The sequence below is a fragment of the Agrococcus sp. HG114 genome (assembly GCF_024723325.1).
Lineage (GTDB): Bacteria > Actinomycetota > Actinomycetes > Actinomycetales > Microbacteriaceae > Agrococcus.
In genome coordinates this window covers 1-22720 of the sequence record NZ_JANQCH010000017.1, presented here as the reverse complement: position 1 = coordinate 22720, position 22720 = coordinate 1, and the positions used below count along the sequence as shown (strand labels likewise).

Annotated in this window: 18 protein-coding genes and 1 pseudogene; 5 read left to right on the top strand and 14 right to left on the bottom strand. The window is 72.2% G+C overall.

Annotated features, from left to right (window positions below; translation table 11 throughout):
* Positions 1–61 precede the first annotated feature (61 nt).
* On the bottom strand, positions 62–1243 hold the full coding sequence (locus NWP09_RS03495; protein ID WP_258274151.1) for a hypothetical protein: 1182 nt from the start codon (positions 1241–1243) through the stop codon (positions 62–64).
* Positions 1225–2307, bottom strand: a complete 1083-nt coding sequence (gene dapE / locus NWP09_RS03490; RefSeq protein ID WP_258274150.1) for a succinyl-diaminopimelate desuccinylase — start codon at positions 2305–2307, stop codon at positions 1225–1227. The genes NWP09_RS03495 and dapE overlap by 19 nt, the downstream gene beginning before the upstream one ends.
* A gap of 23 nt (positions 2308–2330) precedes the next feature.
* On the opposite strand from dapE, the gene NWP09_RS03485 reads away from it, so the two are divergent.
* The 3 genes from NWP09_RS03485 to NWP09_RS03475 all read left to right on the top strand — a co-directional run bounded on the left by NWP09_RS03485 (position 2331) and on the right by NWP09_RS03475 (position 5684).
* Positions 2331–3245, top strand: a complete 915-nt coding sequence (locus NWP09_RS03485; RefSeq protein ID WP_258274149.1) for a DapH/DapD/GlmU-related protein — start codon at positions 2331–2333, stop codon at positions 3243–3245.
* Positions 3246–3306: 61 nt separating this feature from the next.
* Positions 3307–4107: an ABC transporter ATP-binding protein gene (locus tag NWP09_RS03480; RefSeq protein ID WP_258274148.1), complete on the top strand. Its 801-nt coding sequence runs from the start codon at positions 3307–3309 to the stop codon at positions 4105–4107.
* Positions 4083–5684 carry a hypothetical protein gene (locus NWP09_RS03475; RefSeq protein WP_258274147.1) on the top strand — a complete coding sequence of 534 codons (1602 nt, stop codon included), beginning with the start codon at positions 4083–4085 and terminating at the stop codon, positions 5682–5684. The genes NWP09_RS03480 and NWP09_RS03475 overlap by 25 nt, the downstream gene beginning before the upstream one ends.
* A 24-nt stretch (positions 5685–5708) precedes the next feature.
* Here the strand turns inward: NWP09_RS03475 and NWP09_RS03470 are convergent, their stop codons facing one another.
* From NWP09_RS03470 to NWP09_RS03435, 8 genes are all read right to left on the bottom strand, one after another.
* On the bottom strand, positions 5709–7160 hold the full coding sequence (locus NWP09_RS03470; RefSeq protein ID WP_258274146.1) for an NCS2 family permease: 1452 nt from the start codon (positions 7158–7160) through the stop codon (positions 5709–5711).
* Between the two features lie 40 nt (positions 7161–7200).
* Positions 7201–8451, bottom strand: coding sequence for a citrate synthase (locus tag NWP09_RS03465; RefSeq protein WP_258274160.1), 1251 nt, complete (start codon positions 8449–8451; stop codon positions 7201–7203).
* A gap of 103 nt (positions 8452–8554) precedes the next feature.
* Positions 8555–9643, bottom strand: coding sequence for a succinyldiaminopimelate transaminase (dapC, locus tag NWP09_RS03460; protein ID WP_258274145.1), 1089 nt, complete (start codon positions 9641–9643; stop codon positions 8555–8557).
* Between the two features lie 10 nt (positions 9644–9653).
* The gene (gene fdxA / locus NWP09_RS03455) at positions 9654–9974 is read right to left on the bottom strand and encodes a ferredoxin (RefSeq protein ID WP_258274144.1); all 321 of its coding nucleotides are present in this window, start codon (positions 9972–9974) and stop codon (positions 9654–9656) included.
* The gene (locus NWP09_RS03450) at positions 9971–11077 is read right to left on the bottom strand and encodes a PIG-L family deacetylase (protein WP_258274143.1); all 1107 of its coding nucleotides are present in this window, start codon (positions 11075–11077) and stop codon (positions 9971–9973) included. The genes fdxA and NWP09_RS03450 overlap by 4 nt, the downstream gene beginning before the upstream one ends.
* 48 nt (positions 11078–11125) lie before the next feature.
* A complete protein-coding gene (gene msuE, locus NWP09_RS03445) occupies positions 11126–11695 on the bottom strand; it encodes an FMN reductase (RefSeq protein WP_258274142.1) in 570 nt (189 codons plus the stop codon).
* Between the two features lie 102 nt (positions 11696–11797).
* Positions 11798–13702 (bottom strand): translational GTPase TypA, encoded by a 1905-nt coding sequence (gene typA, locus NWP09_RS03440; protein ID WP_258274141.1) that lies wholly within the window; start codon positions 13700–13702, stop codon positions 11798–11800.
* Positions 13703–13792: 90 nt separating this feature from the next.
* On the bottom strand, positions 13793–15493 hold the full coding sequence (locus NWP09_RS03435) for an ABC transporter ATP-binding protein (RefSeq protein WP_258274140.1): 1701 nt from the start codon (positions 15491–15493) through the stop codon (positions 13793–13795).
* 92 nt (positions 15494–15585) lie between these two features.
* Between NWP09_RS03435 and NWP09_RS03430 the strand changes: the two genes are divergently transcribed.
* Complete coding sequence (locus tag NWP09_RS03430) at positions 15586–16170, top strand: PH domain-containing protein (RefSeq protein WP_258274139.1); 585 nt, start codon at positions 15586–15588, stop codon at positions 16168–16170.
* A gap of 7 nt (positions 16171–16177) precedes the next feature.
* Here NWP09_RS03430 and NWP09_RS03425 read toward each other — a convergent pair whose 3' ends face one another.
* From NWP09_RS03425 to NWP09_RS03415, 3 genes are all read right to left on the bottom strand, one after another.
* Positions 16178–17344: an ABC transporter permease gene (locus tag NWP09_RS03425; protein WP_258274138.1), complete on the bottom strand. Its 1167-nt coding sequence runs from the start codon at positions 17342–17344 to the stop codon at positions 16178–16180.
* Positions 17344–18915: an ABC transporter permease gene (locus tag NWP09_RS03420; protein ID WP_258274137.1), complete on the bottom strand. Its 1572-nt coding sequence runs from the start codon at positions 18913–18915 to the stop codon at positions 17344–17346. The genes NWP09_RS03425 and NWP09_RS03420 overlap by 1 nt, the downstream gene beginning before the upstream one ends.
* A gap of 167 nt (positions 18916–19082) precedes the next feature.
* Complete coding sequence (locus NWP09_RS03415; protein WP_258274136.1) at positions 19083–20915, bottom strand: ABC transporter family substrate-binding protein; 1833 nt, start codon at positions 20913–20915, stop codon at positions 19083–19085.
* A 214-nt stretch (positions 20916–21129) separates the two neighbouring features.
* Here NWP09_RS03415 and NWP09_RS03410 point away from each other — a divergent pair, with 214 nt between their 5' ends.
* Positions 21130–21903: a CPBP family intramembrane glutamic endopeptidase gene (locus NWP09_RS03410; protein ID WP_258274135.1), complete on the top strand. Its 774-nt coding sequence runs from the start codon at positions 21130–21132 to the stop codon at positions 21901–21903.
* A gap of 38 nt (positions 21904–21941) precedes the next feature.
* On the opposite strand, the pseudogene NWP09_RS03405 reads toward NWP09_RS03410, so the two are convergent.
* Positions 21942–22720, bottom strand: a pseudogene (locus NWP09_RS03405) (hypothetical protein); the annotation flags it as partial.

Below are 22720 nucleotides of genomic sequence, written 5' to 3'. Positions count from 1 at the left end.
CTGCGGGCATTATCTCATGGTTCACTGACAGGTTCTGCGCTCGGCGCGCCATGCGGCGGGCTCACGGCACGCTCCAGTCCGGCCGGACGTAGTGCCAGCAGAACCAGATCCACACCGGCTGCAGCGCGATCGAGACGGCGATCATGAGCGCGCGCGCCCACCCCGGTCGCACCGCGGCGAGCATGAGCGCGGCGGGGAACGCCGGCAGCAGGAGTCGCCACGTCGACGACTGCGGGAACCACACCGCGGCGAGGTAGACGAGGTACGCGATCGTCCACAGCCGCCCCTCGAGCCCCACTGTCCGAGCCCAGGGGCCGGCGAGCAGCGCGATCGCCGCGGCGACGATCGCGACGAGCCACACCGGCCACCACGCGCCGAACCACCACTCGAGCCCGATCGGCCATGGCGTGAACGGCACGAGCTCCTGCCTGCCGATGTACGCCGAGCGCCAGGACAGCTCGGTCTCGACGTACGAGTCGAGGCTGCCGGTCGCGATCGAGCAGGCGATGAGCCAGCCGAAGCCCCACAGCGCGCTCCACGCCCCGAGCGCGACGAGCCTCCACCGCTCCCCCGCGGCGAAGCCGTCGCGCTCGCGCCACCAGCGCACGAGGAACGACAGCCCGAGGGCGAGCGCGAGCGCGAGACCGCCGGGGCGCGTGAGCGCCATGACGGGGATCAGCACCCACAGCCACTCCCACGCCCGCCGCCGCCACGCGAGCAGCACCGAGGCGAGCAGCAGGAGGAACAGCGACTCGGCATAGCCGAGCTGCAGCACCGGCGCGACCGGCGAGAGCAGCACGAGCGCGAGCGCGAACCGCTCGCGGCCGGGCGCGAGCTCCTGGAAGAGCCGGTAGGCGACCACGGAGAAGGCAGCGGATGCCGCGAGCGACAGGAGCACCGCCGCGCCCTCCCACGGCAGCCCGACGAGCATGAGCACGCGCGCGAGCATCGGGTAGACCGGCATGAACGCCCACGCGTTCTCGCCCACGTGGCCGTCGTCGTCGAGCGGCAGCTCCGTGGGGTACCCCGAGACGGCCACGATGTAGTACCAGTGCGCGTCCCACAGCGTCGAGTAGTCGAGCAGGTCGGGCTGCGCTGGCGTCCACGGGGATCGCTCCTGCACCCACGCGAACGCGCCCAGGAACGCCGTGCTCACGAGCCGCGACACGGCCCAGAGCGCGAGCGGCCACAGCCACCAGCGATCGGTGGCGAGGAGGGGCCGGGTCAGCTGGGCGAGAGCCACGCGCGGAGGCTCTGCTCGGTCTCGAGGATCTGCGCGAGCGGCACCGACTCGTCGTCGGCGTGCGCCTTCGTCGGGTCGCCCGGGCCGAAGTTGACCGCCGGGATGCCGAGGCTCGAGAAGCGGGCGACGTCCGTCCAGCCGTACTTCGGGCGCGGCTCGAGGCCGACCGCCGCGATGAACTCCTGCGCGAGCGGGTCGTCGAGGCCGGGCCGCGCGCCCTCCGCCGCGTCGACGACCTCGAGCTCGAAGCCGTCGAAGAGCTCGCGCACGAGCGCGGTCGCCTGGTCGAGCGATCGCGACGGCGCGAAGCGGTAGTTGACCTCGACGACGCACTCGTCGGGGATCACGTTGCCGGCGACGCCGCCGGAGATGCGCACGGCGTTCAGGCCCTCGCGGTACACGAGCCCCTCGACCTCGATCTCGGCCGGCCGGTGGTCGAGGAGCCGCTGCAGCACGGGCGCGGCGTCGTGGATCGCGTTGTGCCCCGCCCACGCGCGCGCCGAGTGCGCCCGGACGCCGCGCGTGCGGATCGCCACGCGCAGGGTGCCGTTGCAGCCGCCCTCGATGCAGCCGTTCGAGGGCTCGCCGAGGATCGCGAAGTCGCCCTGCATGAGCTCGGGGTGCCGCTCGGCGAGCAGTCGCAGCCCGTTCTCCTCGGCCCCGACCTCCTCGTGGTCGTACCAGATCCAGGTGACGTCGACGACGGGCTCGGCGAGCTCGGCCGCGAGCTTGAGCTGCACCGCGACGCCCGCCTTCATGTCGACCGTGCCGCGGCCCCACAGGTGCGGCTCGCCGTCGACCGTCGCCTCGCGCGTGGGCAGGTTCCCGTTGACGGGCACGGTGTCGATGTGCCCGGCGATCACCACGCGGCGCTCTCGGCCGAGCGTCGTGCGCGCCACGACCGTGTCGCCGACGCGCGTGACCTCGAGGTGCGGCACGCGGGCGACGGCGGCTTCGATCGCGTCGGCGAGCGGCCCCTCCTCGTCGGAGACGGAGCCGATGTCGCACAGCGCGCGCGTGAGGTCGACGCTGCTCGCGGCGAGGTCGAGCGGGAGGGCAGACATGCTGCCAAGCCTAGACTCGAGGCATGGCCCGCCTCGCACACGGACACGCTCTCGTCACCCTCTTCCACGGTCGGGTCCTCGACGCATGGTTCCCCGCTCCCGCCCTCGGCGCCGACCCGCACGAGCGCGGCGCAGCCGCCGAGCTGCGGCACGCGGCCGGCACCGAGCCCGCGCGCGGCGTCGAGCTCGCCCACCGCGCGGTCGAGATCGACCTGGATGCGCCGCCCGCGTCGGTCGAGGACGCGTACCTCCGGCTCCACCTCCTGAGCCACCGGCTCGTGCTGCCGAACTCGATCGACCTGACCGGCATCTTCGGGGTGCTGCCGGTCGTCGCGTGGACGAACGGCGGACCGGTCGACCCCGAGTGGGCCGCGACCCACCGCGTGCAGCTGCAGCGCGCCGGCCTGCAGGTGCAGGTCGTCGACCGCTTCCCCCGCATGACCGACTACGTGCTCCCCCCGGGCGTGCGCATCGGCGACGCGTCGCGCGTGCGCCTCGGCGCGCACCTCGCGCCCGGCACGGTCGTGATGCACGAGGGCTTCGTCAACTTCAACGCCGGCACGCTCGGCGCGTCGATGGTCGAGGGTCGCATCTCGCAGGGCGTGGTCGTCGGCGACGGCACCGACCTCGGCGGCGGCGCCTCGATCATGGGCACGCTCTCGGGCGGCGGCACCGAGCGCATCGTCATCGGCGAGCGGGTGCTGCTGGGCGCGAACTCGGGCGTCGGCATCTCGATCGGCGACGACTCGATCGTCGAGGCCGGGCTCTACGTCACCGCCGGCACCAAGGTCGCGCTGCTGCCCGAGGGCGGCACGGTCAAGGCGATCGAGCTCTCGGGCCGCCCGGGCCTGCTCTTCCGCCGGAACTCCGTCACCGGCGCGGTCGAGGCGGTCGCGCGCGACGGGCGCGGCGTCGAGCTGAACGCCGCGCTGCACTGACTCCGCGCATCCGCCGCACGGCGGACGCGGGTCGGCGTGCCGCGCTGGCAGGCTGGGATCCATGACGTCCCCTGCGCCGCTCGCCGCGAGCGAGCCCCTCCCCCCTGCCCTGCACCTGCACCAGCTCGCGAAGCGCTTCGGGTCGAAGGTCGCCGTCGACGGCATCTCGCTCGCGGTGCCCCAGGGGTCGATGCTCGGGCTCGTCGGCCCCAACGGCGCCGGCAAGACGACGACGCTGTCGATGGCGACCGGGCTGCTGCGGCCCGACCACGGCACCGCGGCGGTGCTCGGCCGCGACGTGTGGCGCGACCCTGCCGCGGCGAAGGCGCTCATGGGCGTGCTCCCCGATGGCGTGCACCTCTTCGACCGGCTCACGGGCGCCGAGCTCCTGCGCTACAACGGCCTGCTGCGCTCCATGCCCGAAGCGGAGGTCGTCCAGCGCTCGGCATCCCTGCTGCACGCGCTCGGGCTCGCCGACACCGGCGGCACGCTCGTCGCCGACTACTCCGCCGGCATGCGCAAGAAGATCGCGCTCGCGTGCGCGCTCATCCACGCGCCCCGGCTGCTCGTCCTCGACGAGCCGTTCGAGGCCGTCGACCCCGTCTCGGGCGAGGCGATCCGGCGCATCCTGCGCGACTACGTCGCCTCGGGCGGCACCGTCGTGCTCTCGAGCCACGTGATGGAGCTCGTCGAGTCGCTGTGCGACCGCGTCGCGATCGTCGCCGACGGCCGGCTCGTGGCAGCGGGCACGCTCGACGAGGTGCGCGGCGGCTCGAGCCTGCAGCAGCGCTTCGTCGACCTCGTCGGCCAGCGCGCCACCGACACGGAGGGGCTCGCGTGGCTGCGCACCTCCTCTCGCTGAGGCTCCGCCTGCTCGTCGGCGGCCTGCGGCAGAGCCCGTGGGCGATCGTCGCCCTCGTCGTGACGGTGCTCGGCGCGATCTCGCTGCTCGGCACCGCGCTCGTGGGCGCGATCGCCATCCGCGCGCTCGCGCCCGAGGTCGGGGCGGACGCCGCGGTCGTCGCGGGCGCGGTGCTCGTGCTCGGGCTCACCGCCGTCACCGTCCTCATCGGCACGAGCGACCCCCTCGCGACCGAGCGCTTCAGCCTGCTCCCGGTGCGCGTCGGCCCGCTCCGGCGCGGGGTGCTCGCGGCGTCGGTGCTGGATGCGTGGGTCGTGGTGGGCGTGCTGGGCTCGGCGATCGGCCTCGTCGTCTGGTCGACCTCCGTCGCGGCCCTCGTCGCCGCGCTCATGCTGCTGCCCATCACCGCGGCGACGGCCGTCCTCGTGCCCCGGGCCGTCGCCGACCTGCTCGCACGCCAGCTCGCGAGCAAGGCCGCGCGCGACGCGATGGCGATCGTGCTGCTCGTCGCGATCGTCGGTCTCGTCATCGCCGTGCAGCTCCTCGTGGGCAGCGTCAGGGAGCTCGCCGACCTCACGGACGTGCTCGGCGGCGCCGCGGCCGCCGCGGCGTGGACGCCGCTCGGCGCCGCCTTCGACGTGCCGCGAGCGATCGCGGCTGGGGCGTGGCTCGAGGCGGCCGCGAAGCTCGCGATCGCGCTCGCGACCGTCGCGCTCGCCTGGTGGGGCTGGGGACGCCTGCTCGCCGAGCGGCTCACGAACCCGATCGTGCTCCGCGGCGGGGGCCGGGTGCGCGAGGGCCGCCTGCTCGACCGCCTGCTCCCCGCGACCCCAGTCGGCGCGATCGCGGCCCGCAGCATCCGCTACCGGCGGCGCGACGTGCGCCACCTCATGAACGTGCTCGCGGCGCTCATCGTGCCGGCCATCGTCGGAGGCGTGCAGCTCGCGGGCGTCGTGGAGGTCGACGTCGACGGCATGCGCGTGCCCCCGGACGGGCTCGCGCTCGTGCCGCTGCTCATGGGCTTCGTCGCCGCCGCGATCGTGCAGATCGACCTCGCCTACGACAACAGCGCCTTCGCGTGGCACCTGCTGAGCGGCGTGCGCGGCGCGCACGATCGCGCGGGGCGCCTGCTCGGGATCGCGATCGTCTACGTGCCGACGCTCGTCGTCACGGCCGTGCTCTCGACGTGGGCGAGCGGCCGCTGGGAGCTGCTGCCCGCGAGCATCGGCGGCGGCGTCGGCACGTTCCTGCTGCTCGCGGGCGCCATGCTGTGGCTCGGCGCGCTGCTGCCCGGCGAGGCGCCCGCGCCGGACGCGAACCCGCTCGGGCGCGGCTCGTCCGGCGGCATCCAGTCGCTCGCGGGCATCGCCCTCTCGCTCCCGGTGCTCGGGACCGTCGGGCTGCCGTGCATCGCGCTCGCGGTCTCGGCGCTCTGGATCCCCTGGCTCGGCTGGCTGAGCCTCGCGACGGGGCTGCTCGTCGGCGGGCTCGCCGCGTGGTTCGGCATCCGCGTCGGCGGGGCGACGCTCGACCGGCGGGGCCCCGAGGTGCTCGCGCACATCGCGAAGGAGCGGTAGCGGCCGGTCGGCAGCCGACGGGCGTCAGCCGATGAGCGCCTGCAGCGGCCCGCGCACGAAGAACACGACGAAGAGGGCCGCCACGACCCACAGCAGCGGCGAGATCTGCTTCGCGCGCCCGGAGACCGCGTTGATGATGACCCACGCGATGAAGCCGACGCCGATGCCGTTGGCGATGTTGTAGGTGAGCGGCATCACGACGATCGTGAGGAACGCCGGCAGCGCGACCCGGAAGTCGGTCAAGTCGATGTCCGTGATCTGGCTCATCATCATCGCGCCGACGACCACGAGCGTCGCCGCGGCGACCTCGAGCGGCACGATCTGCGTGAGCGGCGTGAGGAACATCGCCGCGAGGAACAGCACGCCCGTGACGACCGAGGCGAGCCCGGTGCGCGCGCCCTCGCCGACACCGGCCGCCGAGTCGACGAACACGGTGTTCGACGAGGCGCTCGCGCCGCCGCCCGCGACGGCGCCGAAGCCCTCGACGACGAGCGCGCGCTTGAGGCCAGGGAACTGCCCGTCTGGGGTCGCGATGCCGGCCTGGCGCGCGAGGCCCGTCATCGTGCCCATCGCGTCGAAGAAGTTCATGAACACGAGCGTGAAGACGAACATCGTGGTCGCGATCACGCCGATGCGCTCGAACGAGCCGAACGAGACCTGGCCGACGAGCGACAGGTCGGGCAGCGCGACGATGCTCGTCGGCAGCGCGGGCGCGTTCAGGTTCCACGCGTCGGGGTCCTGGCCGAGCGACGGGCCGACCTGGAAGATCGCCTCGAGGACGATCGCGATCGCGGTCGTCGCGACGATGCCGATGAGCAGCGCACCCTTGACGCGCAGCGCGAGCAGGATGCCCATGAGCACGACGCCGATCACGAACACCGCGGTCGGCAGCGACGTGACGGAGCCGCCGTCGCCGAGCTGGACGGGCGGCGCGGCGATGCCCGTCGAGCGCACGAAGCCCGAGTCGACGAAGCCGATGAACGCGATGAAGAGGCCGATGCCGACCGCGATCGCGCTCTTGAGCGCCGCGGGCACGGCGTCGAAGATCATGCGGCGCAGGCCCGTCGCGGCGAGCAGCACGATGATGAGCCCGTTGATGACGACGAGGCCCATCGCCTCGGGCCACGTGAGCTCGCCGACGAGGCCGAACGCGAGGAACGAGTTGATCCCGAGGCCCGCGGCGAGCCCGAACGGCACGTTCGCGATGAGGCCCATCGCGAGCGTCATGAGCCCGCCCACGAGCGCCGTGACGGCCGCCACCTGGCCGTTGGGGAGCCATCCGCCCTCGACGTCGGTCGCGGCCTGCTCGGGCGAGAACCCGCCGATGATGAGCGGGTTCAGCACGATGATGTACGCCATCGCGAAGAACGTGACGAGCCCGCCGCGCACCTCCTGCGAGACGCTCGAGCCGCGCTCGGAGATCTTGAAGAAGCGGTCGAGGGCGCTCTTCGGCGCAGCCTGCGTGGTCGTCGTCATGGGGTGCTCCTGAAGGGCCGCGCAGGCGGCGAGGGCTGGGTCAGATGTGGCGCTCGACGGGGCCGACGTAGAGCTGCTGCGGCCGGCCGATCTTCGTCGCCGGGTCGAGCATCATCTCGCGCCAGTGCGCGATCCAACCGGGCAGCCGGCCGATCGCGAACAGCACGGTGAACATGCGCTCGGGGAAGCCCATCGCCTTGTAGATCACGCCGGTGTAGAAGTCGACGTTCGGGTAGAGCTTGCGCTCCTTGAAGTAGTCGTCCGCGAGCGCGACCTGCTCGAGCTCCTGCGCGATGTCGAGCAGCGGGTCGCGCACGCCGAGCTGCGCGAGCACCTCCTCGGCCGACTGCTTCACGAGCTTCGCGCGCGGGTCGTAGTTCTTGTAGACCCGGTGGCCGAAGCCCATGAGCTTGACGCCCTGCTCCTTGCGCTTCACGCGCTCGACGAAGCGCTCGACGCTCTCGCCCGAGTCGCGGATGCCGCGCAGCATCTGCAGCACCGCCTCGTTCGCGCCGCCGTGCAGCGGCCCGGAGAGGGCGTGGATGCCCGCGGAGACGGACGCGAACAGGTTCGCCTCGGTCGAGCCGACGAGCCGCACGGTCGAGGTCGACGCGTTCTGCTCGTGGTCGGCGTGGAGGATGAGGAGCCGCTCCAGGGCGCGCACCATCACCGGGTTCTGCACGTAGGGCTCGGCCTCGATGCCGAAGTTGAGCTTGAGGTAGTTCTCGACGAAGCTCAGCGAGTTGTCGGGGTAGAGGAAGGCCTGCCCGATCGACTTCTTGTGCGCGTACGCGGCGATCACGGGCATCTTCGCGAGCAGCCGGATGGTCTGCTTGTCGACCTTGTCGGGATCGCGCGGGTCGTGGTCGGACTCGTAGTACGTCGAGAGCGCGCTCACGGCGCTCGAGAGGGCGCTCATCGGGTGCGCGTCGCGCGGCAGGGCGTCGAAGAAGCGGCGCAGGTCCTCGTGCAGGAGCGTGTGGCGGCGCACCCGGTGGTCGAACGTCGCGAGCTCGTCCTCGCTCGGCAGCTCGCCGTAGATGAGCAGGTGCGCGACGTCGAGGAAGGTCTTCTGCTCAGCGAGCTCCTCGATCGGGTAGCCGCGGTAGCGGAGGATGCCCTCGTCGCCGTCGATGTAGGTGATCGAGCTGCGCGTCGCCGCGGTGTTGACGAAGCCGTAGTCGAGGGCGGTGAAGCCCGTCTCCTTCGTCAGCTTCGCGACGTCGATCGCGGAGCGCCCGTCGCTCGCCTCGAGCACCTGCAGCTCGGTCGCGCGGCCGTCGTGCTGCAGCGTGACGGTGCGGGGCGCGGATGCGGCCGCCGAGCGGGCAGGGTCGAGAGCGGTGTCCTCTGTCGTCACCAGGACAGACTACCCGGCGCCGGCCGGTCCCCTCTCACGCCCCGGCGCCGGGGCCGGCGAGGCGCGCCGCGGCCTCCGCGATCGCGTCGTCGGAGGCGGTGAGCGCGACCCGCACGTGGCGGTCGTCGCCGTAGAACGTGCCCGGGGCGACCAGGATGCCGAGCCGGGCGAGCGCGTCGACCTGGGTGAGCGCATCCGAGCCGTCGGTCGCCCAGAGGTAGAGGCCCGCCTCGGACTCGACGTCGAAGCCGCGTCCGCGGAGCGCGGGCAGCAGCCGCGCACGGCGCGCGCGGTAGCGCTCGCGCTGCTCGGCCACGTGGGCGTCGTCGCCGAGCGCGACGGCGAGCGCGTGCTGCACGGGGGTCGGCGCCATGAGGCCCAGGTGCTTGCGCACCGCGAGCACGCGCTGCACGACGCCGGGGTCGCCCGCGACGAACGCGGCGCGGTAGCCGGCGAGGTTCGACTGCTTCGAGAGCGAGTAGACGGCGAGGAGGCCCGTGAGGTCGCCGTCGGTGACGCGCGGGTCGAGGATCGAGGGCGCCTCGTCCACCTCCCACGGCAGGAGCGCGTAGCACTCGTCGCTCGCGACCACGACGCCCCGCCCGCGCGCGGCGCGGACGACGCGCCGCAGCGCATCCACGCCCAGCACCGCACCGGTGGGGTTCGAGGGCGAGTTGACCCAGACGAGCCGCGTCTCGGCGGGCCAGTCGTCGGGGTCGTCGGCGGGCACCGGGCGGGCACGCGCGATGCGGGCGCCGATGTCGTAGGTCGGGTAGGCGACCGCGGGGTGGACGACCGCGTCGCCCTCGCCGAGGCCGAGCTGCAGCGGCAGGCCCGCGACGAGCTCCTTCGAGCCGACGGTCACGAGCACGTGCTCGTCGGCGAGGCCGGGCACGCCGCGCACGCGCGCGAACCACTCGACGATCGCCCGGCGCACCTCGGGGGTGCCCCAGTTCGTCGGGTAGCCGTGCGCGTCGGTCGCCTCGCGCAGCGCCCGCTGGAGCAGCTCGGGCGTGGGGTCGACGGGCGAGCCGACGCTCAGGTCGACGAGGCCGCGCGGGTGCGCGGCGGCGATCGACTTCGCGCCGGCGAGCGTGTCCCAGGGGAACTCGGGCAGCCGCATCAGCGCGGCGTCACTGGTTCTGCGGCGGCAGGGCGGCGACGATCGGGTGGTCGGAGTGGATGACGCCGACCTTCGCGGCGCCGCCGGGCGAGCCGATCTCGTCGAAGAAGTGCACGTTGGCCTCGTAGTACTCGGCCCACTCCTCCGGGGTGTCGTCCTCGTAGAAGATCGCCTCGACGGGGCACACCGGCTCGCACGCGCCGCAGTCGACGCACTCGTCCGGGTGGATGTAGAGCATCCGCTCGCCCTCGTAGATGCAGTCGACGGGGCACTCGTCGACGCACGCGCGGTCCTTCACGTCGACGCACGGGAGCGCGATCACGTAGGTCATGGCTGTTCCCCTTCCGTCGACGTCCGCCCGGGCTGGGCCCGTGCAGCCATCCTAATCCGCCGCGTGGCCTCCGCGTCCGGCCACGCGAGCGCGAGGAACGCGACGGCGGCCGGCACGAGCGTCCAGAGCCAGCCGGCCAGGTTGTCGGGGATCAGCGCGCGCTCGGTGCCCCACGCGCCGCGGCCGAGCGGGTCGATCGCGACGAGCGCGACGACGCCCACGAGCCCGACGACGGTCGCGAGGGTGAGCGGGCGCGAGCCGGAGGCGGCGCGCACCCCGACGATGAGGCCGACGGCCGCGAGGAGCGAGAGCGCGATCCCCCACGGCACCTGCTGGTGCGAGAACGTGCCGACGACGCCCACGACCGCTCCCCCGAGCAGCGCGCCGACGCGCAGGCTCCAGCGGGTCCGCCGCTCCGGGCGCGTCTCGATGAGCCGGTAGTGCTCGACGCGGTCGAGCGGTCGCCGCTGCCCGCCGACGTGCTCGACCTCGTCGCCGACGAGCACGACCTGCGAGCGGTGGGCCGCGAGCGCCGCCTCGACGCGGTCGCGCACCGGCGCGAGCTCGAACGCGACGTCGGCGGGGCGGGCGGAGCGCACGTAGAGCGGGAGGTCGTACCGGCGGGCGGCGATGACGGATGCGCGGTGCGCGGCGATGTGGTCGGGATGGCCGTAGCCGCCGTCGGCGTCGTAGGTGACGAGCGCCGTCGGGTCGACCTCCTCGATGACCGCGCTGAGCGCATCCGCGAGGTCGTCGAGATCCGCTCGGCTCATCGCGGTCTCGGGCGCATCCGGGGCGGCGGTGGCCCGGCCGTTCCGGAGCCACGACATGCCGGAGTCGTCCCAGCCGTGGATGCGGCGGCCGCGCGCTCCGAGGGCGCGGAGCGCGCCGTCGAGCTCGCGGCGGCGCACCTCGCCGACGCCGACCTCCTCGACCTCCGCGCGGCTCGAGGGGCGGGACTCGCCGCGCTCGCCGAGCGTGAAGGTCGCGACGATCGCGTCGCCGCCGCCGGCGGCGACGGTCGCGATCGCGGCGCCGGTCGAGAGCGTCTCGTCGTCGGGGTGCGCGTGCACGAACAGCACGCGCTCGAGGCGGGGGTCCATTCCTGCTATCCAACCACTCCGCGCTGGAGCTCTGGAGCGAGCGGCTCGTCAGAACGCCGCCGGCCGCACCGGTGCCGGCACTGCCCGCAGGTACGGCAGCGCACGATCGGCGGCGGCCTCGATGCGCTCGAGCACGTCGGCGGAGCGCACGCGCCCGCCCTCGAACTCGGCGCTCGCGGCGTACACGCCCACGGGCAGCGTGAGCGCCTGGAAGAACGCGAACAGCGGGCGCAGCTGGTGCTCGATCGTGAGCGCGTGCCGATGCGAGCCGCCCGTCGCCGCGAGCAGCACCGGCACGTCGGTGAGCGCGCGCTGGTCGACGAAGTCGAACAGGTGCTTGAACAGGCCGGTGAAGCTCGCGCGGTAGACGGGGCTGCCGACGACGAGCAGGTCGGCCGACTCGATGGCCGCGATCGCCCGCTCGGCGTCCGGCGCGAGCGCGGAGCGCTCGAGCGCGCCCGCGAGCCCCGGCCCGACCTCGGCGAGCTCGACGAGCTCGATCTCGGCGTCGAGCCGCCGCGCGACCGCGGCGGCGAGCGCGGCGACGAGCGCCGTCGTCGAGGACGGCCGGTGCAGGCTGCCGCTCACGGCGACGATGCGGAGCGTCGGATGCGTCATGGCCTCGACGCTAGGCGAGCGGGACCCGTGCGGGCCCGAGTGTGACGCGCCGTGACGCGCACTGGCCCCTCCCCGAGGCGGGAGGGGCCAGCGCGGTGCGGGTCAGCCCTGCTTCTTGAGGCGGCTCGCCTCGCGGCCGCGCGTCGTCGCGTCGAGCGTGACCTTCCGGATGCGCACGGCGTGCGGCGTCACCTCGACGCACTCGTCGTCGCGCGCCCACTCGAGGCTCTCCTCGAGCGAGAGCTGCTTCGGCGGCGTCAGGCGCTCGAGCTCCTCACCGGTCGACGACCGGATGTTGTTGAGCTTCTTCTCCTTGGTGATGTTGACGTCCATGTCGTCGGCGCGGGCGTTCTCCCCCACGACCATGCCCTCGTAGACGTCGTCGCCGGGCTTGATGAAGAAGACGCCGCGCTCCTGGAGCGCCATGATCGCGTTCGGCGTCGCGGTGCCCGAGCGGTCGGCGACGAGCGCGCCGTTGTTGCGGGTCGTGATCGCGCCCGCCCACGGCTGCCAGCCGTGCGAGATCGCGTTCGCGATGCCCGTGCCTCGCGTGATCGTCATGAACTCGGTGCGGAACCCGATGAGGCCGCGGCTCGGGACGACGAACTCCATCCGCACCCATCCGGTGCCGTGGTTCTGCATCCCGTCCATGATGCCCTTGCGGCTCGCGAGCAGCTGGGTCACGGCACCGAGGTGCTCCTCGGGCACGTCGACCGTGAGGTGCTCGAACGGCTCGTGGAGCACGCCGTCGATCTTGCGCGTGACGACCTGGGGCTTGCCGACCGTGAGCTCGAAGCCCTCGCGCCGCATCTGCTCGACGAGGATCGCGAGCGCGAGCTCGCCGCGGCCCTGCACCTCCCACGCGTCGGGGCGGCCGATGTCGACGACCCGCAGCGACACGTTGCCGATGAGCTCGCGGTCGAGGCGGTCCTTCACCATGCGGGCGGTGAGCTTCGAGCCCTTGATCTTCCCGGCGAGCGGCGACGTGTTCGTGCCGATCGTCATCGAGATCGCCGGCTCGTCGACGGTGATCGCGGGCAGCGGCCGCACGTCGTCGGGGTCGGCGAGCGTCTCGCCGATCGTGATGTCGGCGATGCCGGCGACCGCGACGATGTCGCCGGGGCCGGCGCTCTCGGCGGGCACGCGGTCGAGCGCCTTCGTCTCGAGCAGCTCGGTGATGCGCACGTTCGAGACCTCGCCGTCGTGGCGCACCCACGCGACCGTCTGCCCCTTGCGGAGCGTGCCGGCCTTCACGCGCAGCAGCGCGATGCGGCCGAGGAACGGGGATGCGTCGAGGTTCGTGACGTGGGCCTGGAGCGGCGCCTCGTCGTCGTACGTCGGCGCCGGGATGTGCTCGAGGATCGCCTGGAAGAGCGGCTCGAGGTCCTCGCTGTCGGGCAGCTCGCCGTCGGCGGGCTTCGTGGTCGAGGCACGGCCGGCCTTGCCCGACGCGTAGACGACCGGCACGTCGAGGACGGCGTCGAGGTCGAGGTCGGGCACGTCGTCGGCGAGGTCCGACGCGAGCCCGAGCAGGAGGTCCTGGCTCTCCCCCACGACGGCGTCGATGCGCGCGTCGGAGCGGTCGGTCTTGTTGACGAGCAGGATGACGGGGAGCTTCGCCTCGAGCGCCTTGCGGAGCACGAAGCGCGTCTGGGGCAGCGGTCCCTCGGACGCGTCGACGAGCAGCACGACGCCGTCGACCATCGAGAGGCCGCGCTCGACCTCGCCGCCGAAGTCGGCGTGCCCCGGGGTGTCGATGACGTTGATGGTGACGGGGCCGTCCTTCGCGTGCGCGCCCGCGTAGCGGATCGCGGTGTTCTTCGCGAGGATCGTGATGCCCTTCTCGCGCTCGAGCTCGTTGGAGTCCATCACGCGCTCGTCGTGCGTGTCGTGAGCGCCGAACGAGCCGGTCTGCGTGAGCATCGCGTCGACGAGGGTGGTCTTGCCGTGGTCGACGTGGGCGACGATCGCCACGTTGCGGAGGTCTGATCGCGCGGCGATCGGCATGCAGGGGCCTTCCGGTTGTCGGGAGTGTGCGACGAACGGCCGCGGCCGCCCAGTCTAGCGGGCGGCCGCGGCCGTGCGTCGTGGAGCCGGTCAGCTCGCCCGGCGGGACTCCCGGCGCTCGCGCTGCGCGATGGGGTCGGGCAGCGGCACGGCGGCGATCAGGCGCTGCGTGTAGGGGTCCTGCGGGTTGCGGAGGATCTGGTCGCGGGTCCCCTCCTCGACGATCCGGCCCTTGCGCATGACCGCGATGCGGTGCGCGAGCGAGTCGACGACGGCGAGGTCGTGGCTGATGAACAGGCACGCGAACTGCAGCTCCTGCTGGATGTGCGTGAGCAGCTCGAGGAACCGCGCCTGCACCGACACGTCGAGCGCGCTCGTCGGCTCGTCGGCGATGAGCACCTCGGGCGCGAGCGCGAGCGCGCGGGCGATGCCGACGCGCTGCTTCTGGCCGCCGGAGAGCTCGTGCGGGTAGCGGTTGCGGTACGAGGCGGGCAGCTCGACCGACTCGAGCAGCTCCTGCACGCGCCGGTCGAGCGCCTTCGCCTCGATTGGGTCGCCCGCGGCGCGGCGCGAGAGCAGGATCGGCTCGCCGATCGACTCGCCGATCGGCATGCGCGGGTTGAGCGACGACGACGGGTCCTGGAACACGATGCCGGTCTTCTCGCGCAGCGGCCGGAGGTCCTTCATCGAGGCCGCGGAGATGTCGTAGCCGGCCACCGACAGGGTGCCCGACGTGATCGGCAGCAGGCCGATCGCCGCGCGCCCGAGCGTCGTCTTGCCGGAGCCCGACTCGCCGACGAGCCCGACGATCTCGCCCGGGTAGACGGCGAGGTCGATGTCCTCGGCCGCGCGGAAGGCCGGCACGCGGCCGCGCTTCGGGTACTCGATCGTGACGTCGGTGAACTTGAGGATCGGCTCGACCGTCTCGGACACCTTCGACGCCTCGACCGCGCGGCCCGTCTGGTCCTCGTGCACGCCGAGGTACGGCACCGCCGCGAGGAGCTCCTTCGTGTACGGGTGCGACGGGCGCTGGAAGATGTCGAGCGACGTGCCGCGGTCGACCATCTCGCCGTTGCGCATGACGATGATGCGGTCCGAGAGGTCGGCGACGACGCCCATGTCGTGGGTGATGAGGATGACCGCCGAGTCGAGCTCGTCCTTGAGCTTGCGCATGAGGTCGAGCACCTCGGCCTGCACCGTCACGTCGAGGGCCGTGGTCGGCTCGTCGGCGATGAGCAGCGACGGGTCGCACGCGAGCGACTGCGCGATCATCGCGCGCTGCCGCTGACCGCCCGAGAGCTGGTGCGGGTACTTGTTGAACGCGGTCGGCGGGTCGGGGATCTCGACCTTCGCGATGAGCTCGATCGCGCGCTCCTTCGCGGCGTCGGGCGTCAGGTCGAAGTGGCTGCGGAGCGCCTCGACGATCTGGAAGCCGATCGTGTAGACGGGGTTCAGCGCCGTCATCGGCTCCTGGAAGATCACCGCGATCTCGTTGCCGCGGATGTGCCGCAGCTCGCGCAGCGGGATGCCGAGGATCTCGCGGCCCTTGAGCCGCACCGAGCCGCGCACGCGCGCGTTCGACGGCAGCAGGCTGATGAGCGCCATGGCCGTCGTCGACTTGCCCGAACCCGACTCGCCCACGATGGCGAGCACCTCTCCCGCGTGCACCTTGAAGGCGCCGTCCTTGACGGCCGGGTAGAACTTGCCGTCGACCCAGAAGTCGACGTTGAGGTCGCGTGCCTCGAGGATGACCTCGCGGTCGGCGACGGGGGCGGCTGCCGTGTCGGTCACGGGAGCTCCTCTCCTGCGGTGTTGAGCGACCAGTGCTGGTCGGCGAGGCGGTGCTCGTCTGCGAAACTGTGGAAGTGGCCTATCAGCGAGCGGTGTTCCGATCGTCCTTCGGCAGGGTGATCACGATCGTGATCGCGGTCCTCATGGGGCTGGCCCTCGTGAGCGCGCTGCTCGCCGATGACCCCCTCGCGAACCTCTGGGTGCTGCCGTGGCCCCTGCTCGGCGCCGCGGTGACGTGGGCCTTCATGTGGCGGCCGCGCGTGACGGTCGACGCCGAGGGCATCGAGATCCGGAACCCCTTCACCGACTGGCACGTGCCGTGGGGCGCCGTCAAGCGCATCGACACCAAGTGGGCCCTCGAGCTCACGCTCGACCGGGGCACGGTGACCGCGTGGGCCGCGCCCGCGCCGAGCCGCTACGGCATCGCTCGCATCACGCGCGAGGACATCCGCCTCGCGCGCGAGTCGAGCACGGTCGGCGGCGCGATCCGCCCCGGCGACTCGGTGCACAGCGTGTCGGGAGCGGCCGCCCACGTGACGCGCACCCACTGGGAGGAGCTGCGGGACGAGGGCCTCCTGGACGACCGCGAGACGGCGACGCGCGCGTGGCACCTGCCCGCGATCGCCGCCGTGGCGACGACCGCGGTCCTCGCCGCAGCGGGCCTGCTCCTGCGCTGAGAGCACGTCAGTCCCGATCGGTCGGGCCACGGTCGCCCGCGGTGTCGCCCGCCACGCGCGGCGGCCGCGAGTCCGCCCCCGGCGCCTGGCCCGCGAGCGGCACCTCGGCGTCCTGCAGCACCGCGGACGCGCTCATGGTGTCCTCGGCCTCGCGACCGCGCAGCGCGGCCGCGTCGGCCGCCGCGACGTCGGCCTTCTGCATGGCGCGCTCCGAGGGCATCCGCTTCTGGCGCGGGTCGAACGCGTCGCGCAGGCCGTCGCCGATGAAGTTGATGCAGAGGGCGATCGTGATGATGAACAGGCCGGGCCACCAGAACAGCCAGGGCCGCGTCTGGAACGCCTGCTGGTTCTGGCTGATGATCAGGCCGAGCGACGTGTCGGGCGCCTGCACGCCGTAGCCGAGGTACGACAGGCCCGTCTCGGCCAGGATCGCGCCCGCCATGAGCAGCGTCGTGTTGACGATGATGACGCCCATCGCGTTCGGCAGGATGTGCTTGAAGATGATCCGGCCGTTCGAGGCGCCGGCGACGCGCGCGGCGTCGACGAACTCCCGCTCGCGGAGCGTCAGGAACTCGCCGCGCACGAGGCGCGCGAGCCCCGTCCAGGAGAAGAGGCCGAGCACGAGCGCGAGGATGAAGGCGCCGAGCTTGCCGAAGGTCACGCCGATGACCGCGCCGATCACGATGAACGGGATCGTGATGATCACGTCGGTGAAGCGCATGAGCACCGAGTCGACCCAGCCGCGGAAGAAGCCCGACAGCGCGCCGATGACGATGCCGATCGTCGCGCCGATGAGGCCGACCATCACCATGACCATGAGCGACTGCTGCGTGCCGCGCATGACGAGGGCGAACAGGTCCTTGCCGATGTCGTCCTGGCCGAACGGGTGCTCCCACGAGGGCACGCCGCCGTTGATGGGGCGCGGGTTCTGGGTCCAGTCCCACTGCCACCAGCCGGGGATGCGGATGGGACCGGCGGAGATGCCGACGGACGTGAAGGCGAGGAGGACGATGAGCGCGAGCACGATCATCGAGATCACGGCGCCCCAGTGGCGGAAGAAGCGCTTCCGGACGATCTGGCCCTGGCTGAGGCCCTCGATCTCCTTGAGCTCGAGGTTGGCCTCGGCGTCGGTGATCTGGGGGCCGGCGGGCTGGGCGGGAAGGTTCGTGGTCATCAGCTCACCCGGATCCGGGGGTCGAGGGCCGCGTAGGCGATGTCGGCCAGCAGGTTGAACAGGAGTGCGAGCGCGCCGGTGACGAGGAAGAACGCCATCACCGGGTTCGGGTCGGTGCGGTCGAGGCCGTTCTGGAACATCGAGCCCATGCCCGTCCAGCCGAACACGCGCTCGGTGATGACGGCGCCGCCGATGATGCCGGCGATGTCGAACGCGACGATCGTGGTGATCGGGATGAGCGCGTTCCGGAACGCGTGCCGCACGATGACGGTGCGCTCGGTGAGGCCCTTCGCCCGCGCGGTGCGGATGTAGTCCTGGTTGAGCACCTCGAGCAGGCTCGCGCGGGTGTAGCGCGTGTAGCCGGCGAACGAGATGACCATGAGCGCGATCGACGGCAGCAGCATGTGCGTGAACGCATCGACGCCCTGGACGAAGAACGACGAGTTCGCGAACCCGGGGTTCGACGCGCCGATCGTCGCGATCGGGCGGCCGCGGACGAAGCCGGCGCTCGAGTAGGCGCTCCACAGCTGCATGTGGCGGTCGATCACCATGATCCCGAACACCAGGAACCCGGTCCACGCGGCGATCTTGCGGTTGGTCGCCTTGTTGTCGGCGCCGAAGAAGTGGCCCACGGCGACGCCGAACAGGATCACCGCGACGAAGCACGCGATCATGATCCAGCCGTTCATCGGCACGACCTGCGGGTTGAACAGGTAGTAGTTCACCGGGTAGTACAGCGCCACTCCGAGCGCGGCCATGCCGAGCGCGATGAAGAGCGAGCGCCGGTTGCGGAGGCCCGCGAGGATCGCGGTGACGAGCAGGGCGACCGTGAGGTTGAGCGCGGCGATCGCGAGCAGCGAGAAGTCGAGGCCGAACACGATGAAGCGGGGGTTCAGGAACCAGCCGGAGGCGCTCATGTACCAGAGCAGCCCGCCGCCGGCCGCGAACGCGAGCACGAAGGTCAGCGCCTTGCGCTTCGGGTCGCCCGGCAGCACGGCCATCCAGAAGAGGCCGGAGACGATCGCGACGAGCAGGATCACCCACCAGTGGAGCTGGGCGCCGGTCTGGAACCAGTCGTTCGCGCCGATCGCGAGGAACTGCTTGAGCAGCACCGCGAACCAGAAGATCGGCAGGGAGTAGAAGAGGAAGGAGACGAACGTCACGCCGTAGTCGTACGCGGAGTACTGGCGGAGGGCCGTCGTGATGCCGATGATGATGCCGAGGATGATCGCGAGCACGGTCGCGATGGTCACGAGGCGCAGGGTCTGGTCCATCGAGTTGAGCAGCACGTCGAGCACGGGCTGCTGCTGGACCGTCATGCCGAAGTCGCACTGGCCGATGAAGCAGCCCGCGATGCCGCCGAGCCAGATGAAGTAGCGCAGCGGCGGCGGCACGTCGAGGTGCAGCAGGCGGATGCGCGCCTCGATGAGCTGCGCGGTGTTCGGGGTCTGGACGCCGCGGAGATCCTCCAGCGGGTCGCCCGAGAGCGCCACCATGTTGTACATGAGGAAGGTCGCGGCGAGCAGGATGAGCACGGCCGCGATCAGGCGCCTGACGATGAATGTCGCCACCGGTTCGCCTCCTTGTGTTCCGGTTGGGGTTGGAGCCGTCGTCGCTGCACCAGCGGAGCGTGACGGACGAGTTCATGCGAGAGGCGCCGGGCCAGGCGGCCCGGCGCCTCTCTGCCTGAAAGCCACATCACACTAGCAGTGGATGAGCCCTCGGGCGTTGCAGGGGATCAGCCCTCCGAGATGTTCGTCTCGGTCGGGGTCCAGTCCCACACGTTCCAGAAGATCGTCGGCGCGAGCGGCGACGAGTCGACACCCGAGATGCGGTCGGAGAACGCCGTGACCTCGGGGAACTGGAAGATGGTGATGCCGAACGCGTCCTCGACGAGGATGCGGTCGATCTCCTTGAGGAGCTCGAGCTGGCGCTCCTCATCGACGGTCACGTTGAGCTCCTTGATGACCTCGTCCATCTCGGGGTTCGAGTAGTAGGAGAGGTTGTTGATGCCGCCGGTCTCGAAGTTCGGGCCGACCGAGGCGACGCCGAGCGACGTCGACTGCCAGCCGAACAGCGAGGCGTCGTAGACGCCGGGGGCACCGAGCAGGCCGCCCCACTCGGGCGACGAGCAGTCGGTGACCGACCAGCCGGCCTGCGCGGCCGACTCGCGGATGAGCTCGAACTCCGACACGCGGCGCGGGTTCGTCGAGGCGAAGAGGAGGCAGACCTCGGTGCCCTCGGCGAGGCCGGCCTGCTCGCGCAGCGCCGTGGCCTGCTCGATGTCGACCTCGGAGTACATGTCGAGGATGCCCGAGCCCTCGACCGACTCGTCGTAGCCCTCGGCGCCGGGGACGAACACGGCCGAGTTGCGGACCGTGGCCTCCGGGTTGAGCGGCTTGATGAGGCGGTCGACGATCTCCTGGCGCGGGATCGTCAGCAGGAACGACTGGCGGGCCTCGAGCGTCGAGAAGACGCCCGGGTTCTTCGACTGGTCGAACTGCAGGTCGACGTGCTCGTACGTCGCGCCCTCGCCGAAGTTGACCGTGATGCCCTCGGTGCCCTCGAGGGCGGCGCGGACGTCAGGGGTGGCCTGCGGCTGGATGACGTCGACGTCGCCGTTCTGGAGCGCCGTCACCGCAGCCATGGCGTCGGTGATGAAGCGGACCGTGATGGTCTCGACCTGCGGCTGGTGGTCGCCGACGTAGTTCTCGTTGGCCTGCAGCGTGATGTACTGGTCGGCGACGAAGTCGGTGATCTGGTACGGGCCGTTGGCCGTGAGGATCGACGTGTCGGACGGCATCTCGGTGAAGTTGAACGTGGTGTTCCACGCCGACGCGAGCTGGCCGATGACCTCGGTGTCGCCGTTCTGGATGGCGTCGAGCACGGCCTGCTTCGCCTCGGTGGCGTCTTCGATGCCGAGCGCCTGCTGCGCGATGACGTGCGCCGGCAGCGGCGACGAGAAGGCGAGCTCCCAGTCGACGTAGAAGTCGGAGTACGTCATGAGGATGCCGCGGCCGTCCTCGTTGACCTCCGGCGTGTCGCGGACGAGGCCGAGGCCCGAGTCCGGCGTCGCGCCCGAGTCGAAGAAGACGGTGCCCTCGGGGAACTCGGTGGTGAACTCACCGGTCTCCGGGTCCTGGAACTCCTCGGCCTCGAAGCCCTCGGTGTTGAAGGCGCCCGACAGCGCGGCCCAGTGCAGCAGCATGTCGGCGGCGTCCACGGGGACCTCGTCGCTCCACTGCGTCTCTTCGTTGATCGTGTACTGGACCTGCAGCGGGTCCTCCGAGACCAGCTCGTACGTGCCGAACGACTCGTCGCGCTGGAGCTCGGGGGTGTTGTCGTAGTAGTTGAACCCCGAGTAGGTCATGTAGTTGATGTTGTTGTTCGCCGTCGCGTTGCCGAACGACGTGTTGCCGTTGGCCGAGTAGAACGGCTGGTTCCACGCGACGGTGATCGACGTGCCCTCGACGATCTCCGCTCCTGGCGCCTGGGTAGGCGTGCAAGCGGAGAGGACGAGAGCTCCCGTCGCGAGCAGCGCGCCGCCCGCGACGAATCGCTTGATCCTCAATGTTCCTCCTGTGCAAGGTGAGCGCGCGGCCAGACAGCCGCAGTGCTCTGGATGAGTGCCACCATAGGCCCGCGTCCGGGGCGGATCGGCGTCGGACACCGGATCGTTACCAACTCGTGCACAAGCGCGATCCTGGCGCGAGCGGCGCCCTCGGCGCTCGGTTCGTGCGCCGAGGCTGTCCGGACGCCCGCTCGGCGCCGCCTACGCTGGGCTCGTGACCCTCCGCTCCCGCCCCCGCTCGCAGCGCCGGCTCCGGTGGGAGGTCGCGATCGTGCTGCTGCTCTCGCTCGGCGGGAGCGCGCTGTGGTCGGTGCTGCAGTTCGCCGACGTCTCCACGCGGTCGGCGCCGATCGGCGACCAGACGGTCGCGCTCAACCCGGCGCGGTCCGACCGCGAGTGGCTCGACCTCGCGTACCAGCTCACCGGCATCGTCCTCGACCTCGTGCCGGTCGCGCTCGTGTGCTGGCTGCTGTGGCGCGCGCGGCCGCCCCGGCTCGGCGCGCTCGGGATCGACGCGGCGCGGCCGGTGCGCGACGGCCTGGCGGGGCTCGCGCTCGTGGCGGTGATCGGTGTCCCGGGGCTCGCCCTCTACCTCGCGGGACGCGCGCTCGGGCTCACGGTGAACGTCGTGCCCTCGCCGCTCGACGCGCACTGGTTCACCGTGCCCGTGCTGCTCCTCTCCGCGCTCCGCGCCGGCCTCACGGAGGAGGTCATCGTCGTCGGGTACCTCTTCGATCGGCTGCGCCGGCTCGGCTGGGGCACGTGGCCGATCATCGTGGCCGCGGCGCTGCTGCGGGGCGTGTACCACCTCTACCAGGGCGTGCCGGCGCTGCTCGGCAACGTCGCGATGGGCCTGCTGTTCGGCTGGCTCTACGCCCGCACCGGGCGGCTCGTGCCGCTCATCGTCGCCCACGTCCTCATCGACGTCGCCGTGTTCGTCGGCTACCCGTGGGCGTACGGCGCGTTCCCGGCGCTGTTCCCGCGCTGAGCTGCTCCGCGCAGCGCGAGCCCGCGCGCTGCGGGCGCTCAGGGCGTCGCGGCCTGCTCGTCGAGGCCCCACTCCCACGCGTTCCAGGTGAGGGATGCGGCTCCGGGCCGGGGCGCGACGCCCTGCAGGCCCGCGGCGCTCACCGTGAGCAGCTGCGGCTCGACGAGCGGGAGCGCGAGCGCGTCGGCGACGAGCGACGCCTCGATCTCGAGGAGCGTCTGCTCGAGCGCATCCGGGTCGCCGGTCGAGAGCGCCTCGTCGAGCAGCGCCTCCCGCTCGGGGTCCACGTCGCCGCTGAGCCCGCCGTCGCGCCAGCGCTCGACGACCGCGGCGGCATCGGCGGGCGCCTCGACGCGGTGCAGCACCGCGTTCCAGTCGTCCTGCGCGAGCCCGGCCGCGAGGTCGTCGACGCCGCAGTCGACGACGAGCCAGCCGGCCTCGGCCGCCTGCGCGGCCATGGCCGGCAGCGCGGCCCCGGCGAACGCATCCGCCCGGTCGTAGCGCACGCACACCGGCGTGCCGCCGGGGATGCCCATCGAGGCGCGCTGCGCGCCCGCCGCCTCCGGGTCGCGGCTGCCGAGCGAGGCGGCGAGACCGACGTCCTCGACCGCGTAGTCGTGCAGCCGGGTGCCCGAGCGGAAGAGCACCGCGTCGACGACGGTCGACTCCTCGGCCCGCTCGCCGAGCGCCGCCTCCGCGAGGGCGCGCCGGTCGATCGAGCGCAGCAGCGACGTGCGCGCCTCGGTCGACTGCAGCGGCGCGCGGTCGGCGCGGAGCGTGAGCTGCCAGCGGGTGCCGTCGCCGCGCTCTGCGAGGG

Coding starts and splice junctions, on each gene's coding strand:
- msuE (WP_258274142.1), bottom strand. CDS start 11,695: ATGACGCATCCGACGCTCCGCATCGTCGCCGTGAGCGGCAGCCTGCAC.
- dapE (WP_258274150.1), bottom strand. CDS start 2,307: ATGTCTGCCCTCCCGCTCGACCTCGCCGCGAGCAGCGTCGACCTCACG.
- fdxA (WP_258274144.1), bottom strand. CDS start 9,974: ATGACCTACGTGATCGCGCTCCCGTGCGTCGACGTGAAGGACCGCGCG.
- NWP09_RS03425 (WP_258274138.1), bottom strand. CDS start 17,344: ATGACCACGAACCTTCCCGCCCAGCCCGCCGGCCCCCAGATCACCGAC.
- NWP09_RS03450 (WP_258274143.1), bottom strand. CDS start 11,077: ATGGACCCCCGCCTCGAGCGCGTGCTGTTCGTGCACGCGCACCCCGAC.
- NWP09_RS03480 (WP_258274148.1), top strand. CDS start 3,307: ATGACGTCCCCTGCGCCGCTCGCCGCGAGCGAGCCCCTCCCCCCTGCC.
- typA (WP_258274141.1), bottom strand. CDS start 13,702: ATGCCGATCGCCGCGCGATCAGACCTCCGCAACGTGGCGATCGTCGCC.
- dapC (WP_258274145.1), bottom strand. CDS start 9,643: ATGCGGCTGCCCGAGTTCCCCTGGGACACGCTCGCCGGCGCGAAGTCG.
- NWP09_RS03485 (WP_258274149.1), top strand. CDS start 2,331: ATGGCCCGCCTCGCACACGGACACGCTCTCGTCACCCTCTTCCACGGT.
- NWP09_RS03470 (WP_258274146.1), bottom strand. CDS start 7,160: ATGACGACGACCACGCAGGCTGCGCCGAAGAGCGCCCTCGACCGCTTC.